At 70.5% G+C, this 17,242-nt stretch carries 16 protein-coding genes; 6 read left to right on the top strand and 10 right to left on the bottom strand.

Features of this window, described 5'->3' with window-relative positions:
* Nucleotides 1–264: 264 nt before the first annotated feature.
* Entirely contained in the window at nucleotides 265–1,218 is a 954-nt protein-coding gene (locus ACTJKJ_RS22580) for a hypothetical protein (protein WP_440822198.1), read from the bottom strand.
* Here ACTJKJ_RS22580 and ACTJKJ_RS22575 point away from each other — a divergent pair.
* Nucleotides 1,184–1,714 carry a GNAT family N-acetyltransferase gene (locus ACTJKJ_RS22575; protein WP_440822196.1) on the top strand — a complete coding sequence of 177 codons (531 nt, stop codon included), beginning with the start codon at nucleotides 1,184–1,186 and terminating at the stop codon, nucleotides 1,712–1,714. The two genes, ACTJKJ_RS22580 and ACTJKJ_RS22575, sit on opposite strands and share 35 nt — an antisense overlap.
* Nucleotides 1,715–1,799: 85 nt before the next feature.
* Here the strand turns inward: ACTJKJ_RS22575 and ACTJKJ_RS22570 are convergent, their stop codons facing one another.
* From ACTJKJ_RS22570 to ACTJKJ_RS22555, 4 genes are all read right to left on the bottom strand, one after another.
* Nucleotides 1,800–2,060 (bottom strand): hypothetical protein, encoded by a 261-nt coding sequence (locus ACTJKJ_RS22570; RefSeq protein ID WP_440822194.1) that lies wholly within the window; start codon nucleotides 2,058–2,060, stop codon nucleotides 1,800–1,802.
* A gap of 183 nt (nucleotides 2,061–2,243) precedes the next feature.
* Nucleotides 2,244–3,623, bottom strand: coding sequence for a TAXI family TRAP transporter solute-binding subunit (locus tag ACTJKJ_RS22565; protein ID WP_440822192.1), 1,380 nt, complete (start codon nucleotides 3,621–3,623; stop codon nucleotides 2,244–2,246).
* Entirely contained in the window at nucleotides 3,620–3,778 is a 159-nt protein-coding gene (locus ACTJKJ_RS22560; protein ID WP_440822190.1) for a hypothetical protein, read from the bottom strand. Before ACTJKJ_RS22560 ends, ACTJKJ_RS22565 begins: the two co-directional genes overlap by 4 nt.
* Before the next feature lie 25 nt (nucleotides 3,779–3,803).
* Nucleotides 3,804–4,211 carry a DoxX family protein gene (locus ACTJKJ_RS22555; RefSeq protein WP_440822188.1) on the bottom strand — a complete coding sequence of 136 codons (408 nt, stop codon included), beginning with the start codon at nucleotides 4,209–4,211 and terminating at the stop codon, nucleotides 3,804–3,806.
* Nucleotides 4,212–4,295: 84 nt separating this feature from the next.
* On the opposite strand from ACTJKJ_RS22555, the gene ACTJKJ_RS22550 reads away from it, so the two are divergent.
* Complete coding sequence (locus ACTJKJ_RS22550; RefSeq protein ID WP_297388596.1) at nucleotides 4,296–4,688, top strand: winged helix-turn-helix transcriptional regulator; 393 nt, start codon at nucleotides 4,296–4,298, stop codon at nucleotides 4,686–4,688.
* Between the two features lie 12 nt (nucleotides 4,689–4,700).
* Here the strand turns inward: ACTJKJ_RS22550 and ACTJKJ_RS22545 are convergent, their stop codons facing one another.
* Nucleotides 4,701–5,339: an OmpW/AlkL family protein gene (locus ACTJKJ_RS22545; protein ID WP_183480123.1), complete on the bottom strand. Its 639-nt coding sequence runs from the start codon at nucleotides 5,337–5,339 to the stop codon at nucleotides 4,701–4,703.
* Nucleotides 5,340–5,619: 280 nt separating this feature from the next.
* On the opposite strand from ACTJKJ_RS22545, the gene ACTJKJ_RS22540 reads away from it, so the two are divergent.
* Entirely contained in the window at nucleotides 5,620–7,812 is a 2,193-nt protein-coding gene (locus ACTJKJ_RS22540) for a LamG-like jellyroll fold domain-containing protein (RefSeq protein ID WP_440822185.1), read from the top strand.
* A gap of 48 nt (nucleotides 7,813–7,860) precedes the next feature.
* On the opposite strand, the gene ACTJKJ_RS22535 is transcribed toward ACTJKJ_RS22540, so the two are convergent.
* Nucleotides 7,861–8,499 carry an N-acetyltransferase family protein gene (locus ACTJKJ_RS22535; RefSeq protein WP_440822183.1) on the bottom strand — a complete coding sequence of 213 codons (639 nt, stop codon included), beginning with the start codon at nucleotides 8,497–8,499 and terminating at the stop codon, nucleotides 7,861–7,863.
* A gap of 238 nt (nucleotides 8,500–8,737) precedes the next feature.
* Here ACTJKJ_RS22535 and ACTJKJ_RS22530 point away from each other — a divergent pair, with 238 nt between their 5' ends.
* Complete coding sequence (locus ACTJKJ_RS22530) at nucleotides 8,738–10,189, top strand: pectate lyase (protein ID WP_440822181.1); 1,452 nt, start codon at nucleotides 8,738–8,740, stop codon at nucleotides 10,187–10,189.
* A gap of 65 nt (nucleotides 10,190–10,254) precedes the next feature.
* On the opposite strand, the gene ACTJKJ_RS22525 is transcribed toward ACTJKJ_RS22530, so the two are convergent.
* Entirely contained in the window at nucleotides 10,255–13,416 is a 3,162-nt protein-coding gene (locus ACTJKJ_RS22525; RefSeq protein ID WP_440822179.1) for a hypothetical protein, read from the bottom strand.
* 226 nt (nucleotides 13,417–13,642) lie between these two features.
* On the opposite strand from ACTJKJ_RS22525, the gene ACTJKJ_RS22520 reads away from it, so the two are divergent.
* Nucleotides 13,643–15,046, top strand: coding sequence for a pectate lyase (locus ACTJKJ_RS22520; RefSeq protein WP_440822177.1), 1,404 nt, complete (start codon nucleotides 13,643–13,645; stop codon nucleotides 15,044–15,046).
* A 75-nt stretch (nucleotides 15,047–15,121) separates the two neighbouring features.
* Here the strand turns inward: ACTJKJ_RS22520 and ACTJKJ_RS22515 are convergent, their stop codons facing one another.
* Entirely contained in the window at nucleotides 15,122–15,766 is a 645-nt protein-coding gene (locus tag ACTJKJ_RS22515) for a YbhB/YbcL family Raf kinase inhibitor-like protein (protein WP_440822175.1), read from the bottom strand.
* Between the two features lie 50 nt (nucleotides 15,767–15,816).
* Nucleotides 15,817–16,128: a putative quinol monooxygenase gene (locus ACTJKJ_RS22510; protein ID WP_091733606.1), complete on the bottom strand. Its 312-nt coding sequence runs from the start codon at nucleotides 16,126–16,128 to the stop codon at nucleotides 15,817–15,819.
* Between the two features lie 108 nt (nucleotides 16,129–16,236).
* On the opposite strand from ACTJKJ_RS22510, the gene ACTJKJ_RS22505 reads away from it, so the two are divergent.
* Nucleotides 16,237–17,202 (top strand): GlxA family transcriptional regulator, encoded by a 966-nt coding sequence (locus ACTJKJ_RS22505; RefSeq protein ID WP_440822172.1) that lies wholly within the window; start codon nucleotides 16,237–16,239, stop codon nucleotides 17,200–17,202.
* The last annotated feature ends 40 nt before the right edge of the window (nucleotides 17,203–17,242 follow it).

The following is a 17,242-nucleotide window of genomic DNA, read 5'->3' as shown; positions in this document are numbered from 1 at the left end:
TACGCCGACATCGGCGAGACGGTCCACGTGATCGAAGGTCGGAGCTACGGCAACCGAGTGCTCCGGCGCGAGATCTGACGGCGACGGAACGACGCAAGGTCGCGTCGGCCGTCTGTTGGGCTGTCGAGAGCAGCGGCTTCAGGCTGATCTCGGTCGTTCGCGACTTGGAACTGAGTGACTGGTCTCAACAGGAGCAGTAGTTTGAGCTGAATAGCGATGGCTGGCATGAGCACGCAGGGGAATCGGCCTCGAGCCACGGCCAACTTACGTCGGCGCCCCCTTGTCCTTGCGCTGACGAATGATCGAATTCGCGAATCCTCCGATTTGAGGGGAGTCGCTTTCCGCGCTGAGTCGAACGATCTCCGCCCTGCAGGCAGCGTCAATCTTCAACGCTTGCATTCCCGCTTTCGCCTCCAATGCGTCGATCACCGCGAGCGCTTTGTTGACGTCGAGGAACCCGCCTCGCTGCACCGCGTCACAAGCAATATGCAGCACGTGCTCCGTGGACGCCGAGTCGAGCGAGCCGGCGAAAGTTTCAAGCAGCCGCATTGAGATATTCCTGACCGCAGGGTCCGGATGTGTCGCCTCTGGCATCGCCGTCTCAACGGCTGCCTTTGGAGCTCCAGCGTATTGAAGCAACTCCAAGGCCTTCACCTTGATGTCCGGGTTGCATCGCTTGGCTGCGTCGAGAACCGCGGCACGTTCCTCGGCCACGGCGCTCGCGAGCTTGTTTCGAGCTTCGTGAAGACGAGGGTCTTGGTAGTCGAGAGAACCATCCATGCCCACGAACTCTCGTCCGCTGCGTCCCCCTGTCTCATCGAAAACCGATTGCCGCGCACGCTCGAAGGCTTCGATGTCCCGATTGAGCGCTTCCGGAATTCCTTTGCCGTCCACGCATGTCCCCGCATAGCGAGGCGTATAGCCGCTCGCCGAGAACGCGATCGCATAGGTGGCCTCGTTGTTCGCTCTGGCAATCAGGTTGCAGCTGACGCTGGCTCGCGGGTACTGTTCTCGGACCAGTCGACAAGCGCTGACGAACGCCGGATCCCGGGCCTCATATTGATTGCCGATGACGAGCCGGGTTGTCGAGCGAACGAGGTCCTTGTCAGCACCCTGGATGCCGACAACATCGATGTTCGAGAGCGTGATGCCGAGGGCGGCTGGTGCCCAGAGTAAGGAGATCGTGGTCGCGAGAAAGCTCGCAAGACCGATACGCATTCGAAGCATCATTTCTCCTTCAAGTCTTCGCCCGCTGGCCATTCAGGTCTTTCTCGACACGTACGCCACGCAAGGCATTCGCCCCGATCTCGCCCGTGAGGTTTTCCGCGAATACTCGTCCGAAGCCTTTCAGGAGCGGATCAATCGCCCGGGCTGTCATTTCGTGCTCGCGGAGATCGACACGGCGCTCATCGGATTCGCGGAGATCGATGCCTTCGCTACGCCATGCCCCGGCGCCACGAGCGCCGGCGCCGAGCTGGTCCGTCTGTACGTGCAGCCCGCCTTCCAGCGTGTGAAGGTGGGACAGCGTCTTCTGGCCGCGGCGGAGGACGTCGCCAGGGCCACGGGTTTGCCGGCGTTGTGGTTGACAGCGTGGGACGGCAATCAACGCGCACGCGACTTCTACGCCGCGCGCGGCTACGCCGACATCGGCGAGACGGTCCACGTGATCGAAGGTCGGAGCTACGGCAACCGAGTGTTCCGTCGCGAGATCTGACGGCGACGGCACGACGCAAGGTCGCGCTGGCGTCTGTTGGGCTGTCGAGAACTGCGGCTTCAGGCTCAAAGCGGGCCGCACGTCATCAAGCGTCCAGGCCGAAGGATTCAGCGAACGTCGCGAAGAACGCAGCCGCTGCCACGCCTTCGGTTCCCCTGCTGCGTTCCTCATTGGCGCACTCGTTGGCAACCCGGGCGATGAGTTCCCACTCCGCTTGGCCTGCAGACCGCAGGTGTTGACTCATCTGCTCCAGGGCTTGCACAGCCGCATCAGGGTCGACAGTCTCGTCGCCCGATAGCTCCAGGAATGCAGCCGTGTGCAGCAGCGCTCGAACGATGTTTTCCATAGGCTCCCCAATGCGAGCGCGATCCGCCCGCTGCAAGTGCTGCGCTCGTCTAACACGCCATTTCAATGCGGTGCGAACGGCCGCCTCCGCTGCTGACCTGGCATCCACTCCGACAGAGCCATTCTCATAACTTTCTCCGCGGCACACGCGCTCTCCCACCCAAAGTACCGCGCCGCGCCTCAATCAGTCAGTCGCCCCCTCCGCCGGCCGCGACCGCTGCGCCAGCAGGCGCTTTCGCACCGCATAAATGTTGTTCCGCAGCGCGTAAAGCTCTTCCGCATACGACAGCGGCACCGCGATGCGGTGCGTGACGCGATCCAGCTCATCCAGCTCATCGAGCAAAGCCTCCCGCTCGCCCGTGCCGGTTTCCAGCTTCGCCTCCACCTCGCGCAGTCGCGCATACCAGCGGAACACCCGCGAGCGCACGCGGAAGGTGTACAGCGGTGGCACCACGCGCGACAGCGGCAGCATCAGCACCAGCAGGCCGCCGACCACCAGCCACATGCGTTCCAGCAGATTGCCGGCCCAGAAGGGCAGGTAGCGAGCCCACGCCGGCGGCGTGCCGTTGATCGCGCGATCGCCCTCGGCGCTGACCGGCAGCTCGCTGGTGCGGGTGTTGGGGAAGTCGCGCGCGCCATTGAACCAGCCCGCCCCGCTGTGCTGCCCCAGCGCCGCCTGCGCGAACAGCTGGCGCAGCGCCGGATGCGTCTGCTCGCGCGCCAGCAGCGCGGTGGTGGTCGCCAGCAGCGGCACGTCGTGCGGCGGCAGGTCGGCCGCCAGGTCCACCACGCCGCGCGGCAGCGTCACGGTGGACAGGAAGGGCAGGTGGCGCGAATAGGCTTCGTTCTGCTCGAAGGCCATCAGCCCGATGGCCGGGTCGCGCAGCAACGCGCGGATGAGCCCCGCCTGCGGCGCCGAGATCAGCACCGCAGCGTCCAGCCGGCGCTCGCGCAGCGCCGCGCCGGCGGCGTCGGGCGGCAGGTTGGACAGCCTCAGATCGGCCGGTGTCATCTGGTTCAGCGCCAGCAGCTTCTCGACGATCTGCGGCACGCCGCTGCCGTCCTGGTCCACATTGACGCGCAGGCCGCGCAGTTGAGTCAGGCGCTGCAATTCGCCGCCGGGTTGGCGGCGCGCGATGCCGAGATCACGGCGATAGAAGATCCAGATCGGCTCGTAGAACAGGCTGCCCAGCGAGACGATGCCGGCCTCGGTATCGGCCGCCGGATCGGCCATGCCGCCGCGGACGAAGCCCACGTCGGCCGTGCCCGCGCGCAAGTGCGCCAGGTCGTCCTGCGCGCCTTCGCTGGCGATCAGCTCCACCTGGATGCGCTCGCGCGCCAGCGCCTTCGCATAACCCTCGCCGAAACCGGCGTAGGCACTGCCGGCCGGGCCGGTGGCCAGCCGCACCTGGCGCGGCGGCTGCGGGTCCAGCCACCAGTAGGCCGCGATCAGCAACCCGCCGCCGAGCAGCAGCAGCGGCCCCATCGAGACCATCATGTCGCGCAGCGTCTGCAGCACCAGGCGCAGGCTGCGGGTGGCATGCCATTGCTGGATCGGGGTCATGGCCGGCCGCCCTGTGCGCGAGAGTTCCGGGTCTGCGCGCCGCGACGTCGTTCGCGGTCCAGGGCATCCGCACGGGTGGTGGTGGCGAGGGTGAAGATGATCGTGATGCCGGCGCGTCGCATGGGCTTGTCTTTGCCGATGGAGGAACGGCGCATCGTATTCGAGGCGCGCGGGCCGGAATCAATGAGACGCCGCCCGGGTCCATGCCTGGACGTCGCCATGGGGAGAAGGAATGTCTCGAGCCACGTTCTGCGTGGCAAATGAGGCGACCAGCAGGATCAGGCCGATCACGGCCGGCAGTGCGTCCTTCGGCTTGCCGGCACCGGCATGCGCGATCGCCGCCAGCAGCAGATGAAAGAACATGCCGGCATAGGCCAGGTCGCTCAATGGCGTGTTGATGCGCGACAGGACGGCCACGACCGCCAGCACCTTCAGCACGATGAGCAGCGGCACGAGGTAGCCGGGATAACCGAGCGCGGACAGCTGGGTCCTGACCCAGGCGGACTTGAGCAGGTAGAGCGTTGCGGAGCTGAGGTAGAGCAGGGACAACAGCGCGGTGCTGATCCAGTAGACGGTGGATGCGGTCAAAAGCTTCTCCAGGGTGAATCGGGAGCCGGGAGAATGTCGGCCAGCCATCAAGCGCGCAAGTAGGATGAATTCGTCGGGGCCAGTATGGAAATGCAGACCAATGACCGCAGCGGCGTCAACATGCACGAGGAGATGCGGCGCGCATTCGCGCTGCTCTCGGGCAAATGGAAACTGGAGATCATGTGGCTGCTCAACCAGCGCATGCACCGCTTCGGCGAGCTGCGCAAGGCCATCCCCGGCATCACGCAGCACATGCTGACCGCTCAACTGCGAGAGCTTGAAGCGGACGGGCTGGTCTCCCGGACCGTTCATGCCGAGGTGCCGCCCCGCGTCGAATACGAGATCACGCCGAAGGCGCGCGGGTTGGGTCCGATGATGGCGGCCTTGCAGGCCTGGTGGGCGGAGTACGGCGACAGCGTGCCGGTCAAGGGGCCGCCGCGAGGCCGCCCGGCAAGGCCCGGCCCCGCGGCGCCGTGAGACCGGAGCCGATCAGAACCGGTAGCCCGCGCCCACGCCCACCAGCAGCGGATCGATCTTGAACTTGCCCACCGACGCGCCGGCCGAGCGGACGTCCGTCGACATCTGGATCTTCTTCACGTCGACGTTGATCGACCAGCGCTTGTCCAGCATGTAGTCGAAGCCGGCCTGCGCGGCCAGGCCGAAGCTGTGCTTCTTGATGCTCGGCTGCAGCGCCGCCTGCACCGCGGGATCGAAGTTCACGCTGGAGAAGAGCGTGTAGTTCAGGCCGGCGCCGAGGTAAGGACGGAAGCTGCCTTCCGGGTTGAAGTGGTACTGCGCTAGCAGCGTCGGCGGCAGCTGCTTGACGCTGCCGATGCGCGTGCCCTCGCTGTAGAGCGTGTGACGCTGCGGCACCGTCAGCACCAGCTCGGCCGCGATGTTGCGCGTGAGGAAGTAGCTGATGTCGACTTCAGGAATCGTCTTCTGGCTCAGCGACAGGCCAAGCCCGGTGCGGTCCTTGTCGGCCGGGTCGATCTTCACGGCGCGCACGCGCAGCTGCCAGGGCGATTCCTGCGCCTGGACCGGCATCGCGGTGGCGGCCAGGAGCGCCGCGAGCGACGCGGCGGCAAGGACGGGGCGGGTCGGGAGAGCGAAAGCGCGATCGGTCATGGAAACCTTGTGTTCATGGGAGAAGCCAGGCGTCCAGACCGGACGCCGCGCCGCCGTGGCCGGTGGATGGCGGCGTGCGAAAAATTCTCCGTGGCGGGAATGAATGCAACGCTCGCCGGACGATGAACAGGACATGAACGCGGACGCGAGGGCGAGCACGGCATGCGAGGGTGCTTCACGTCCTTGAGATGCCATCCTTGCCTGGCGGGAACTTCGCGGTGACGACTCCGCCGCCGCGCTTCCCTAGAGTGCCGCTGTCCCCGCACGATGGAACAGCGCTTTGAATCAGTCCCCGACCGCCTTTCCCCTCGAACCACGCGTCGCCGAAGACGGCGCGCAGGAGCACGACCCGCGGCGGCGAGCCGTCCTGCAAGGCGCCGGCGCGCTCTCGATGCTGCCGCTGCTGTCCGCGCTGCCCTTGATCGCCAACGCCGGCGGCGCGTCGGCGGCCACGGCCGGGGAGCCGGCCTTCAAGCATCCGGGGGTGCTCCACACCGAAGAAGACTTCCAGCGGATGCGGACCCAGGTGAAGGCGGGCGCGCAGCCATGGCTCGACAGCTGGCGGGAACTGACCGGCGACGCGCAGTCGCGCCCCGGCTTGCCGATCAGCTCGCAGCCCGTCACGCGGCGCGGCGGCGAGGGCCAGAACTTCGGCACGATGGTGCATGAGATGAACCATGCGTATGAGCTCGCGCTGCGCTGGAAGATCTCCGGCGACCTCGACTGCGCGCGGGACGCCATTGCCGTGCTCAATACCTGGGCCACCACGATGAAGCGGATCGAGGGCAACGCGGACCGCTTCCTGGCCGCCGGCATCTATGGCTACCAATGGGCCAACACGGCCGAGATCCTGCGCACGCACGAAGGCTGGGCGGCGGCCGACGTCCGGCAGTTCCAGCAGTGGCTGCTGGACGTGTTCGTGCCGCTCAGCCGCGACTTCCTGCTCGCGCACAACGGCGCGGACATCACCAACTACTTCGCCAACTGGGACCTGTGCGCGCTGTGCGGCCTGATGGCCATCGGCGTGTTCTGCGATCGCCGCGACCTTTACGACGCGGCGCTGAGCTACTACCAGACGGGCCGCGGCAACGGCGCCGCGCTGCGCTGCGTCTACTACGTGCATCCGGGCTACCTGGGCCAGTGGCAGGAGAGCGGTCGCGATCAGGGCCATTCGACGCTGGGCGTCGCGCTGGCCGGCGCCTTGTGCCAGATCGCCTGGAACCAGGGCGACGACCTGTTCGGCCACCTCAACAACCGGCTGCTGGCGGGCGCGGAATACGTGGCCCTGTCCAACCTGGCCGACGCGGACGGCCATCGCCTCCACCAATTGCCGTTCGTTCCGATGACCCGCTTCAACAGCGCCAACGGCCATCCCGAGACCGCCACCGAGGTCAGCGGCTCGCCGCATCGCCGGCATTGCTGGGCGCTGATCCACAACCACTACGTCAACGTCAAAGGGCTGTCGGCGCCGTGGACGACGGCCATGGTGGCTCAGCTGCAGCCGGCGCCGGACGGACTGGACGGCGACATGCCGGGCTTCAGCCGGCTGACCTACAGCCGCCAGCCCGGCACGCCGGCCGCGGCGGCGAGCGGGCTCGAGGCCCGCGTGCGGGCCGGGCAGGTGGTGCTGTCGTGGTGGGGCACCTCGGCGGCGACGGGCTACGTGATCAAGCGCGGCAGGTCGGCCAGCGGCCCCTTCGTCGCCATTGGTCGCGCCACCGAACCGCGCACCTTCACCGACGAACCGGGGCGGGGCGTCTGGTTCTACGCGGTGACCGCCGTGACGGCGCGCGGTGAGGGCCGGCCCTCCAACATCGCGCGCGCGGCCACCGCCGGGGAGGTGCTGCTCCACCTGCCGCTGGACGGCAATGCCCGCGACGCTGGCGGCAGCGGCAAGACCGGACAGCTCGCGGAAGGCGCATCCTGGGGCGCGGGACGCAAGGCGGGACGCGCGTTGGCGCTGGACGGCAGCGCCGGACACCTGGTCCTGCCGTCCGGGATCCTGCAGGGCGTGAGCGACTTCACCGTCGCGCTGTGGGTGTACTGGGACCAGGCCGCCGACAACACCCGCATCTTCGACTTCGGACACGACGACGTCGCCTACATGGCGCTGACCCCTCGGCACCATGACGACCACCGGATGCGTTTCATGATCACCACCATGCGCTGGTCATCCGAGCGCATCGTCGCGACCAGCGGCGCGCTGCCAACCGGCCGCTGGGTGCATGTGGCGGTGACCTTGTCCGGCGGCGTGTGCAGCGTCTATGTGGACGGGCAGCTCGACGGACGCAAGGAGGGCTGGGACTTCGCGCCGTGCGACCTCGGAGCGACGACGCAGAACTGGCTCGGGCGCTCGCAGTATCCGGACGCGCCGCATTCGCCGGTCCCGCGATTCAACGGCCGCATGAGCGACCTGCTGATCCGCAGCGGCGCGATGGACGAGCGGGAGATCGCGGCGCTGGCCGCGGCGTGAGCGGTTCCGCCGGGCGCCGCGGGTCGCCCGAGCCGGTCCGGCCAAGCCTCAGCCGGCCTGCAGCACCAGGCCGAGGATCACCATGTCCCGGCTCTTCGCGTCCGCCCACACGATGCCCGGCAGGCGCCCCCAAGCGCTGAAGCCCTGCGCTCGGAACAGCGTCAGGCTGGCCGCGTTGTCGTGCCAGATGAAGGCCATCAGGCGGTCGATGTGCCACAGCGGCGCCTCGATCCGCGCGTGGGACAGCAGGCGCCGTCCGACGCCGCAGCCGCGCCAGCCGCTGGCGATGTAGATCGCGACCTCCGCCGCCGGCATGCAGGCGGGCCGGTCGGCGAAGCCGAGCAGGCTCAGCCATCCCACGACCTCCACGCCGGCCTGCGCGACCCACAACGGTCGGCCATTGGCGCGATGCGAGGCCATCCAGTTCGCGAGGCCGTCGGCCGGCAACTGCGCCAGGTAGCTGCCGAGCACCGGCCGGCCGCCGGCGCGCGCGTCGACGCCGGGCAGCGGCGTGGGCAACGGCGGCAGCGACTCGTTGTAGATCCGGGTGATGGCCGCGAGGTCGCCATCCAGCGCCGGACGGATCGCGATCGCCGTCGCGGCCGCGATGGGCGGCTCGCCCGTGATCGCCGCCATGGCCACGGTGAACGCGGTGGAGGCGGGCAGGGCATCGGTCGTCGCAGTCATGGCGGTTCGGCGCTGAAGTCTGGGATGACCGCAATCTAGGAAGGACCGTGAGCCGTCACGGCGCGCATCGCGAAGCGGCGCGTCGGCGCGCGAAGGGCGCAGGGTCCTGCCCGCGCGGCGCTTCGCGGCCGGGCACGTCGCTTCGCCCAGGGGCGCGCCGGGCGCAGGGCGATGCCTACCCTCACCAATCGATAACACGCGGCGCACCGCGCCATCCCGGCCTTACCCAGGAGCAGCCATGTCCATCGATGCGATCGATCGTCCCTCGTCCGTGCAGCGCCCGTCGGCGCTCGACCTCTACAGCCAGTTCCTCAACGCACCCATGGCGCAGCCGCAAGGGCCCGCTAGCGGTGGGTCGCCCGGCCAGCAGCTGATGGCCATGCTGGTCTACAGCCTCATGGCCGCCGCCCAGCCGCAGCAAGGCGGCGGCAGCCCCTGGCCCGACACCGCCGCCGGCCCCGGCTCGACCGCCGGCCCGGCCGGGCCGATGGGCCCGGGCACCGCGGGCAACAACCCGCAGGCCGGCCAGCTCGCGCTGATCAACAGCATCCTCCAGCTGCTGCAGGCCTTGCTGCCGCTGCTGCAGTCGCTCGCGCAGAACGGCCTGCAGCCCACCAGCGCCGCCAATCAACTGGCCAACCAGTTCGGCGGTGGCGGCGGGGGTGGAGGCGGCGGCTTCGGCAGCGGAGCGGGCGGTGGCGGTGGCGGCTCGCCCTTCGGTGGCATGGGCGGCATGGGTGGCATGGGCGGACCGTCGGTGGGCCCGGGCGCGGGTGGACCGGGCGGCGGCTCGCCGTTCTCGTCGATGCCCTCGGCCCCGTCCATCCCTTCGATCCCATCGATGCCTTCCTCGCCGGAGTCCGATCCCTTCTCGCCCTGGTCATCGCCACCGGGCAAGCCGTCGACGCCTTCGGTGCCGTCGTCCGGGCCGTCCTCGCCGAGCGCACCCTCGACGCCGTCCAGCCCGGCCGCGCCGTCGGCGCCGAGTGCGCCGTCCGCGCCGCCGTCCCCGTCCTCGCCGTCCGCGCCTTCCGGAACCGCACCGACCTCGGGCGCGGGCAAGCCGACCGAGATCCCGCCGGCGACCGGCAAGGTGATCGTGAACGAGCCCATCGTCGTCAAGGCCGGCCAGACCTTCAACGGCGAGGGCAAGCTCTACCAGGCCGGCCCGTCGCTGGGCGACGGTGGCCAGAGCGAGACCCAGAAGCCGGTCTTCATCCTCGAGCCCGGCGCGAAGCTGGAGAACGTGCAGGTCGCTGGCGGCGACGGCATCCACACCCGCGGCGACGCGACGCTCAAGGATGTCTGGTGGAAGGACGTCGGCGAGGACGCGATGACGATGAAGGGCCCCGGCAACGTCAAGGTGATCGGCGGCGGCGCCTACGCGGCCACCGACAAGATCTTCCAGATCAACGCGCCGGGCTCGCTGTCGATCGACGGCTTCACCGCGGACGGCTTCGGCAAGGCGGTGCGCACCAACGGCGGCCACGACTTCCCGATCAGCATCGACATCCGCAACTCGGTCTTCCGCAACGGCGACGAGGCCGTGGTGCGCAGCGATGCCAAGGACGCGAAGATCAACATCGCCTCGGACGTGGTGATCGAGAACACACCGCACAAGGTGCTCGCGCCCCCGACGGCCGACGTGCAAGGCGTCGGCGCCTGGGAATACAAGCCCTACAGCGGCTGATCGAACCGCCCCGGCCTGGCGCCGGGGCTTCGCGCACGAAGGCTCTCGAAGGAGGGCGCGCGGTCTCAGCGCGCCGGCACGTCGACTCGCGCGTCGATGTGCGACGCCTCGGCCGCGGTCACGCTGCCAAGCTGGACGACGAGGTCCAGCCCGTGCGTGCGCTGCGCCATGTTGCGCTCGTAGGAGCGCATCGAGTACGGCCGCATCGCCGCGGAATCCCGCCACTGCGATTCGATCTCGCGTTCCAGCGCGGCCACTTCCGCCGGCAGGCCGCCGGGCTGGCGCTCGCACAGCGCGATCGCGGAGCGGTAGGCATCGTCGCGCAATCGCATCTCCGTGCCGACCACCACCCGCGCCGCGGCGCTGTGATTCGGGCTGGCATGGCGCTGGATGTCGGTCACCAGCTGTTCCAGCCGCTGGCGGTCCGCGCCCGCCGCGACCCAGTCGCCGAGTTGTGGCTTCACGTGCTCGGCGAAGGCGTCGAGGTCCTGGTACTCGGTCTCGACGAAGGACAGCGGATGCAGGCGGCCGTCCTCGTAGACGGCCTCCCGCCGCTCGAAGACGCCGCCCAGGATGCGCTCCGCGCCGAGGCCCGCCTGCAGCGCGCCCATCGTGAGGTCGGCCTTGCCGGCATCGCCGACCGAGCCGGCCACCGTCTGCGACGCGCCCAGCGAGGCCCGCAGCGCCACGCCGACGCGGCTGGCGTGGCCGTCGATGCGGCGCTCGACGCGCATCGCGCCGCTGGCGTCGCCGTAGCGGCGGGTGACGTCGCGTTGCGTCTCGACGTAGCCGCCCGCGCTCGCCGTCGCCTTGAGCCGCCACCTGCCCAGCGACGCGGTGACGTCGGCCCCCAGGCCGTGCCGCCGACGCGCGTCCCCCGCGTCGCCGATCTGGTTGATGGTCACATCCGGAAATTCCTGCAGCAGCTGGCGCAGCAGCGGCGGATCCCCGGGGTTGCGGGCGGCACCGCCGGCGCTGTGGTCGATGATCCGGTCGATCAGGCGCGAGAAGTCTCCGCGCAGCTCGGACACGGGCCGGCCGACGCGCGGCAGGCGCAGCGACAGTCCCTGCATCTCGGACCAGTCGTGGCCGAGGAGCAGCGCATCGACGTTGCCGCCGACCTTGAACGCGCCCAGGTCCGGCCCCACGCTCACGCCCAGCCCCACCTGGCCGGTGGTCTGGCGCTGCGTCCCGAGCACGATCTCCATGTCGTAGGGCGGCATGGCGATCTCGAAGACGGCATGCCGGGCCCGCTGCGCGCGTGCATCGACGCGTCCCCGCACGAACAGCGCCGAGGCCACCGCGCTGATCGACGCCGTGATCTGCCGCAGCCCGACGCCGGCGATGCCGCCGCCGGTCAAGCGCAGCCGCGAGGAGCCCTCGATGTTGGCGACGATGTCCTTCAGCGCGGTCCGCAGCGTCTCGCGGTCGACCGTCTTCACGCGCGTGTCGCGGCCGTTGGCCTCGTCCTCGGCACGGGCGAGCGCGGCCGACGCGGTGAGGAGCAGGGACGCGGAGCTCGCCGGCGCTGCGTTGGCGGCGCTGGTCGCGTCGGCGTTGCCAGCGTTGGTCGGGTTGGCCAAGTCGGTCGGATGCGCCGGGGGCGCTCCGCTGGCGCCCTGTGAGCGCGCGTCGGCCACCCAGTCCGCCAGCGCCGCGGCGTCCAATCGCAAGCCGGCCAGCGCCTTGAGGTCGGGCAATTCGTCCAGGCGGCGGGCGAGGGCGCTCAGCACCGGCGGATCCGCGGCGGCCGCCTCGGACAGCATCAGCCGCGCCAGCCGCTCCCCGATCGCCTTGCGCGCGTCGGCATCGAAGCCCACGCGCTCGAAGGACGGGCTGGCCTCCTCCAGGCAGTGCGACAGGACCGCGGCGCGCAACAGGTGGGCCGGCACCGCGGCCGGGCCGCTCGACCGGCCTGCCGACGCCCGGAGCAGGCCGTCCCGCAGCGCGCTCGCGGCTTCGGTCAGGGCCCGCTCGCGCGCCGGGCGATGGCGTGCCACGGCCGGCCCGCGCTCCACGCCCTGCACGCCGTGCCGCAGCGCGCGGAACGGCGACTTGCCGATCAACGGATTACGCGGGCGCAGCGCGCCGCGCGGCGCGGCGCGGTCGATCCAGCGGCCCATCTTCATCAGCCGCGCGTCCAGCGCCGCGAACCGCGTGCCGGGCCCGGTCTCGTGCAGATCGTTGCGTACCGCCGCGAGCGCCCATCGATGCGGCTCGGCGGCTGCCACGTCGCCCGCCATCCGCGCGGCGGCGCAGAAGACCGCTTCGCCGGTGAGCGTCCGCAGCGTGGCAGGATCACGCAGCAGCGCCGTCGGATCGCCGTGGTGATCGAGCCCGCGCGGCGCGCCTTCGGACGCCTTCAGCAGCAGCGCGAAATCGCGTCGCCGCGCGGGATCGACCGGTCGCGCGGTGACGGCCATCAGCACGTCCATGCCGGCCGGCGTGCCGCCCAGCGCGGAGGAGGTCCGCCACGCGGCCTGCCGGGCGGCGAGCTCGTCCGCCGCCGCGTGCTCGATCAGCATCGGCCCCCAGCCCAGCCGGTTGTTGCGCAGCCCGTCCTGGCGCCGGCGACGGCCGACGTCGGTGAGCCGACCGGGACTGCCGAGCAGCGCGGCCGATGGCGACGCCGATGCCGACAGCAGCGGCGATCCCGCCGGCGTGCGGTTCGCGCCGGCCTGCCAGGCCGCGATCAGTTCCGCCTCCGCGTCGAGCGCGGCCAGCGAGTCCAGGGCGTCCAGCGCCAGCCGCGCGTCGCCTTCGCAGGCCGCGGCCAGCGACTGCGCGAGCAGCACCACCGGCGCGGACGGCAGGTCGGGCGTGGGCGGCACGCCGGACAGGTCCAGCCGCGACAGCTGGCCGGACAGGCGCGCCAGGTCTTCCGGCATCGCGCCGTCGCGGGTGAACAGCGTCGCGATCAGCGGGGCCAGGTCGGGCCGGTCGACGCGCATCGTGTCCAGCAGCACCGCGCCGGTGGGCGCGGCGCGGGACGGTGTCTCGGGCGGCGACACGGCGGCCGCGGCGGCGTCGCCGGCCTCGACCGGCCGGGCCGGCAGGGCGGCGCGCGGCGCGGCGGCGGACTCCGGCTGCGGCCGGGCCGGCGGGGCATCCAGCGGGCGGATCGCCGTGCTGGGCAGCAGCGGCGTGCGCTGTTCCTGGGAGAGCGGCGTGTCGATGGCGACACGAGAGAGGCCGAGCTGGCGTGCGATTCGAGTGGTGAAGGACATGGACTGCTCCTTCGTCCCGATCGTGGCGAGCGGTCATGACGGCCAGCCGCGCCGGAGCGAAGGGCTGGCGTCGGGCGCGAAGAGGCGACGGCTCGACGGGCGCATGCCGCCGCGGAAGGCGATGTCTTCGCTTCGCCGGACGGCGGTTCGGCGGCTGTCGACCGTCGCCCGGGTCCGGTCCCGAGAGTCAGGGGTGAATCCCCATGTCCTCGCACAGGAATCGTCCATGAGCGCCATCGATCCGATCTCTTCCCTCAACGGCAGCGGCCCGCGCCTGTCGCCGATGCAGCAGCTGTACCAGCAGCAGCTCTACGCGGACCCGCAGCCCGCATCCCCGGCCAACGTCATCGCGCCGCTCATGACGATGCTGGTCCAGCAGATCATCGCGATGCTGGTGCAGCAGCTCCTGCAGTCGCTGCAGGCCCAGCAGCAGGGGCAGCAAGGGCAGCAGGGCATGCCCGGCGGGGGCGGCGGCGCGGGCGGGGGGCTCGGCGGAGCGCCCGGCGGCGGAGGCGGGAACCCGTTCGCCGCCGGTGGCGGGCCAGGCGGTGGCGGAGGCAATCCGTTCGGGCCCGCCGGCGGCTTCGGTGGCGCGGGGAGCGGGAGTCCCGGCCTCGGCGGCTTCGGTGAGGCTCCGCCTGCGCCGGCGCCCGCTTCCCCAGAGCCAAGTCCTGCTCCGAGTCCAAGTCCTGCTCCAAGTCCGAGTCCGAGTCCTGCTCCGAGCCCGAGCCCGAGCCCGAGCCCGAGTGCCGCGCCCGCTCCAGCGCCGGCGCCAGCTCATAGCCATCATCACCACCATCACGGCCACGCCCCGGCTCCGGCGACGCCCGATCCGCTGCTCGCGCCCGCACCGGCGCCGGCACCTTCGGTCGGCGCTCCCGCCAAGCCCGACGACGCGGGTCCGGTGTCCAGCAGTACCCCCGCGACCTCGGTGCTGCCGCCGCATCGCGGCGAGGTCGTGGTGAACAAGCCCATCGTCGTCGGCCCGGGCGAGACCTTCGACGGCAAGAACCAGTTGTTCACCGCCGGGTCGGGACTGAGCGGCAATTCGGCCGAGACCTACCAGCCGGTCTTCATCCTCGGCCCGGGCGCCACGCTCAAGAACGTGCAGTTCAAGGGCGGCGACGGCGTCCACCTGCTGGGCGACGCCAAGATCGACAACGTCCACGCGGTGCAGGGCGGCCCGGACGACATGATCACCATCGACGGGCCCGGCAACCGCGCCCACGACGCCCAGCTGGCGGGGATCTCCCCGGCGTCGATTCCCAACGACCGGCCCGCCGAGGTCGAGATCAGGAACTCCTCGTTCCGGCACTCGCATGACAAGGCGATCCAGATCAACGGCGATGCCAACGTGAAGCTCAGCGGCGTCTATGCCGAGGACGTCGGCCAGCTGCTGGTGACGCTGGGCGGCCAGCCGATCAAGGCCAACGTGTCGATCGACGACTCGCAGTTCAGCGGCGTGCGCTCGCACCTGGTGCGGCTGGACGATCGCGACTCGACGCTGCGGCTCGGTCCGAACGTCAGCACCGACTCGGGCCGCCTCCAGGTCATGATGGGCACCCCGGCCAATGCCAGCGGCGCGACGGTGGTGATGCCGTCCTCCAGCCCGGCGGGCGGCAACGACTGAGCCGGCGCCATGGCCACGAGGACGAGCCGCCGGCGGGCGGTCGTCCTCGATCTCTGCATGGCCGGTGCCGGCGCGTCAGCGACCGTACAGCGCGGTGAACGAGGCCTTCCCGAGCATCTTGCGGCCCAGCCCCCGGTTCAGCACGAAGCCGTGCAGGGCCGCGGTCCCGGTCTTCGGGACGCCGGCGGCCGCGTCGATGTCCGCCACGGCCAACGCGTAGACGGTGAACACGTAGCGGTGCGCCTTTTCTCCCGCCGGCGGACAGGGGCCGCCGTAGTTGCCGTTCTCGCCGGTGACGCCCGTGTCGAGAAAGTCGTTGGCGCCGCCATGGGCGCCGGCGGGCAGGCGGGTCGCGGCGTTGCCCGCGCCGCGCGGCAACTGGGTGACCGAGGCCGGGATGTTGTAGACGGTCCAGTGCCAGAAGCCGCTGCCCGTCGGGGCATCCGGGTCGTAGACCTGCACCACGAAGGACTTGGTGCCGGCCGGGGCGTTCTTCCATTCCAGCGCCGGGGAGACGTTGTCGCCCGAGCAGCCGAAGCCGCTCAGGACGAACCGGTTGTCGATCCCGCCACCCGGCGTGATGTCCGGGCTGGAGAGCGAGAACCCGTCGCTTGGCGGGGCCGCCGCCGGCCGGGCGGTGGCGGGCAGGGATGCGACGCAGGCCAGGGCGGCGGCGCAGGTCGCGAGCAGCGACCGGCGGGGCAAGACATTCGGAGACATGGACTTCCTTGTCGGCAAGGATGAATGGGGGAGGAGGGAGGACTTGTCCATCAGGCCGGGACCGGGGCGTTCTTCAGGCCCAGCACCTGGATCGATTCGATCGACGGCGGCACCGCGAACAACTCGTCCGCCCGGGCCATCAGCGCCTGCGCGATCGGGCCGGCCAGGTGGTTCTGCCGGCCCGCCTCGTCGTGGAACGCGTCGAAGATGCCGAAGCTCGTGGGGGACAGCCGCAGCGCGAACCAGATCGGCGTCGATGGCTCGTCCAGGGCGAGCGCCAGGCCGGCGCGCAGGAACTCGGCCACTTCGGCCTCCTTGCCGGGCCTGGCTTCGAGACGCGCGAAAAGTGCAAACTGAATCATGGTGGGACACCTCTTCGGTTGATGCCGGACATCCGACAGCGGCCAATGTAGGTTTTCACCGCGTGGTGGCGTATTGCCGCGAATGACAACATCGATATCATTCGCGCCATGAGGATCTCGGTGCTCGCCGTCGACGGCGTCTTCGATACCGGCCTGGCCGCCGTGCTGGACACCTTTGCCACGGCCAACGAACTGGCCGAGCTGCAGCGGATGCCGTCACCGCGCTTCGAGGTCCACGTCGTCGGCGTGCGCAAGAGGGTGCGCACCGCGCTGGGCCTGCGGGTGCCGGTGAAGGCGGTGTCGACGCTCAGGCGGCCCGATTGGATCGTGGTGCCGGCCTTGGGGACCAAGATGCCGGAGCCCCTGCAGGAGGCGCTGGAGCGGCGGGAAGCGCAGGACGCGGCGGAGCAGCTGCGGTGCTGGCATGCCGGTGGCGCCCGCATCGGCGCTGCCTGCATCGGCGGGTTCCTGCTCGCGGAGTCCGGATTGCTCGACGGGCATGAGGCCACGACCGCCTGGTGGCTCGGCCCGCTGTTCCGCCAGCGCTACCCCGAGGTGCGGCTCGACGAGCAGCGGATGCTGGTGCCGTCCGGCCGGCTGGTGACCGCGGGCGCGGCGATGGGGCATCTGGAGCTGGCCTTGTGGCTGGTCCGGCAGAGCAGTCCCGCGCTGGCCGACATGACGGCGCGCTACCTGCTCGTGGACACCCGCCCGTCGCAGGCGCCTTACATGATCCCGGTGCATCTGGCGCAAGCGGACCCGCTGGTGCAGCGGTTCGAGGGCTGGGCCCGCGGCCGGTTGCGGGAAGGGTTTTCGCTCGACGCCGCGGCGGCGGCGATGCACACCAGCAAGCGCACGCTGCAGCGGCGCATCGAAGCCGTGCTGGGCAAATCCCCGCTGTCGTATTTCCAGGACCTGCGCGTGGAGCGCGCCGTGCACCTGTTGCGCACCAGCCGGCAGGATCTGGAGGCCATCGCCGCGGAAGTGGGCTACGCCGACGGCGTGACCCTTCGCACCCTGCTGCGCAGGAAGCTGGGACGCGGCGTGCGGGAACTGCGACGGCCGGGCGACTGAGTCCTTCGCGGTGGTGCTTGCGGGCGGTCCTCCGCCCCGG

Origin of the sequence: Roseateles sp. 22389, from assembly GCF_052044995.1 — a bacterium.
Classification (GTDB): Bacteria; Pseudomonadota; Gammaproteobacteria; order Burkholderiales; family Burkholderiaceae_C; genus Roseateles.
Note: the sequence above shows the minus strand (reverse complement) of the source record. Positions and strands in the feature narration are given on the sequence as shown.

What these genes read in the sequence shown, in the direction of transcription:
- ACTJKJ_RS22560 (WP_440822190.1), bottom strand. Translation starts at nt 3,778, where the DNA reads ATGCGCCGTTCCTCCATCGGCAAAGACAAGCCCATGCGACGCGCCGGC.
- ACTJKJ_RS22505 (WP_440822172.1), top strand. Translation starts at nt 16,237, where the DNA reads ATGAGGATCTCGGTGCTCGCCGTCGACGGCGTCTTCGATACCGGCCTG.
- ACTJKJ_RS22550 (WP_297388596.1), top strand. Translation starts at nt 4,296, where the DNA reads ATGGAAATGCAGACCAATGACCGCAGCGGCGTCAACATGCACGAGGAG.
- ACTJKJ_RS22570 (WP_440822194.1), bottom strand. Translation starts at nt 2,060, where the DNA reads ATGGAAAACATCGTTCGAGCGCTGCTGCACACGGCTGCATTCCTGGAG.
- ACTJKJ_RS22565 (WP_440822192.1), bottom strand. Translation starts at nt 3,623, where the DNA reads ATGACCCCGATCCAGCAATGGCATGCCACCCGCAGCCTGCGCCTGGTG.
- ACTJKJ_RS22525 (WP_440822179.1), bottom strand. Translation starts at nt 13,416, where the DNA reads ATGTCCTTCACCACTCGAATCGCACGCCAGCTCGGCCTCTCTCGTGTC.
- ACTJKJ_RS22510 (WP_091733606.1), bottom strand. Translation starts at nt 16,128, where the DNA reads ATGATTCAGTTTGCACTTTTCGCGCGTCTCGAAGCCAGGCCCGGCAAG.
- ACTJKJ_RS22515 (WP_440822175.1), bottom strand. Translation starts at nt 15,766, where the DNA reads ATGTCTCCGAATGTCTTGCCCCGCCGGTCGCTGCTCGCGACCTGCGCC.
- ACTJKJ_RS22545 (WP_183480123.1), bottom strand. Translation starts at nt 5,339, where the DNA reads ATGACCGATCGCGCTTTCGCTCTCCCGACCCGCCCCGTCCTTGCCGCC.
- ACTJKJ_RS22520 (WP_440822177.1), top strand. Translation starts at nt 13,643, where the DNA reads ATGAGCGCCATCGATCCGATCTCTTCCCTCAACGGCAGCGGCCCGCGC.
- ACTJKJ_RS22535 (WP_440822183.1), bottom strand. Translation starts at nt 8,499, where the DNA reads ATGACTGCGACGACCGATGCCCTGCCCGCCTCCACCGCGTTCACCGTG.
- ACTJKJ_RS22580 (WP_440822198.1), bottom strand. Translation starts at nt 1,218, where the DNA reads ATGCGTATCGGTCTTGCGAGCTTTCTCGCGACCACGATCTCCTTACTC.
- ACTJKJ_RS22530 (WP_440822181.1), top strand. Translation starts at nt 8,738, where the DNA reads ATGTCCATCGATGCGATCGATCGTCCCTCGTCCGTGCAGCGCCCGTCG.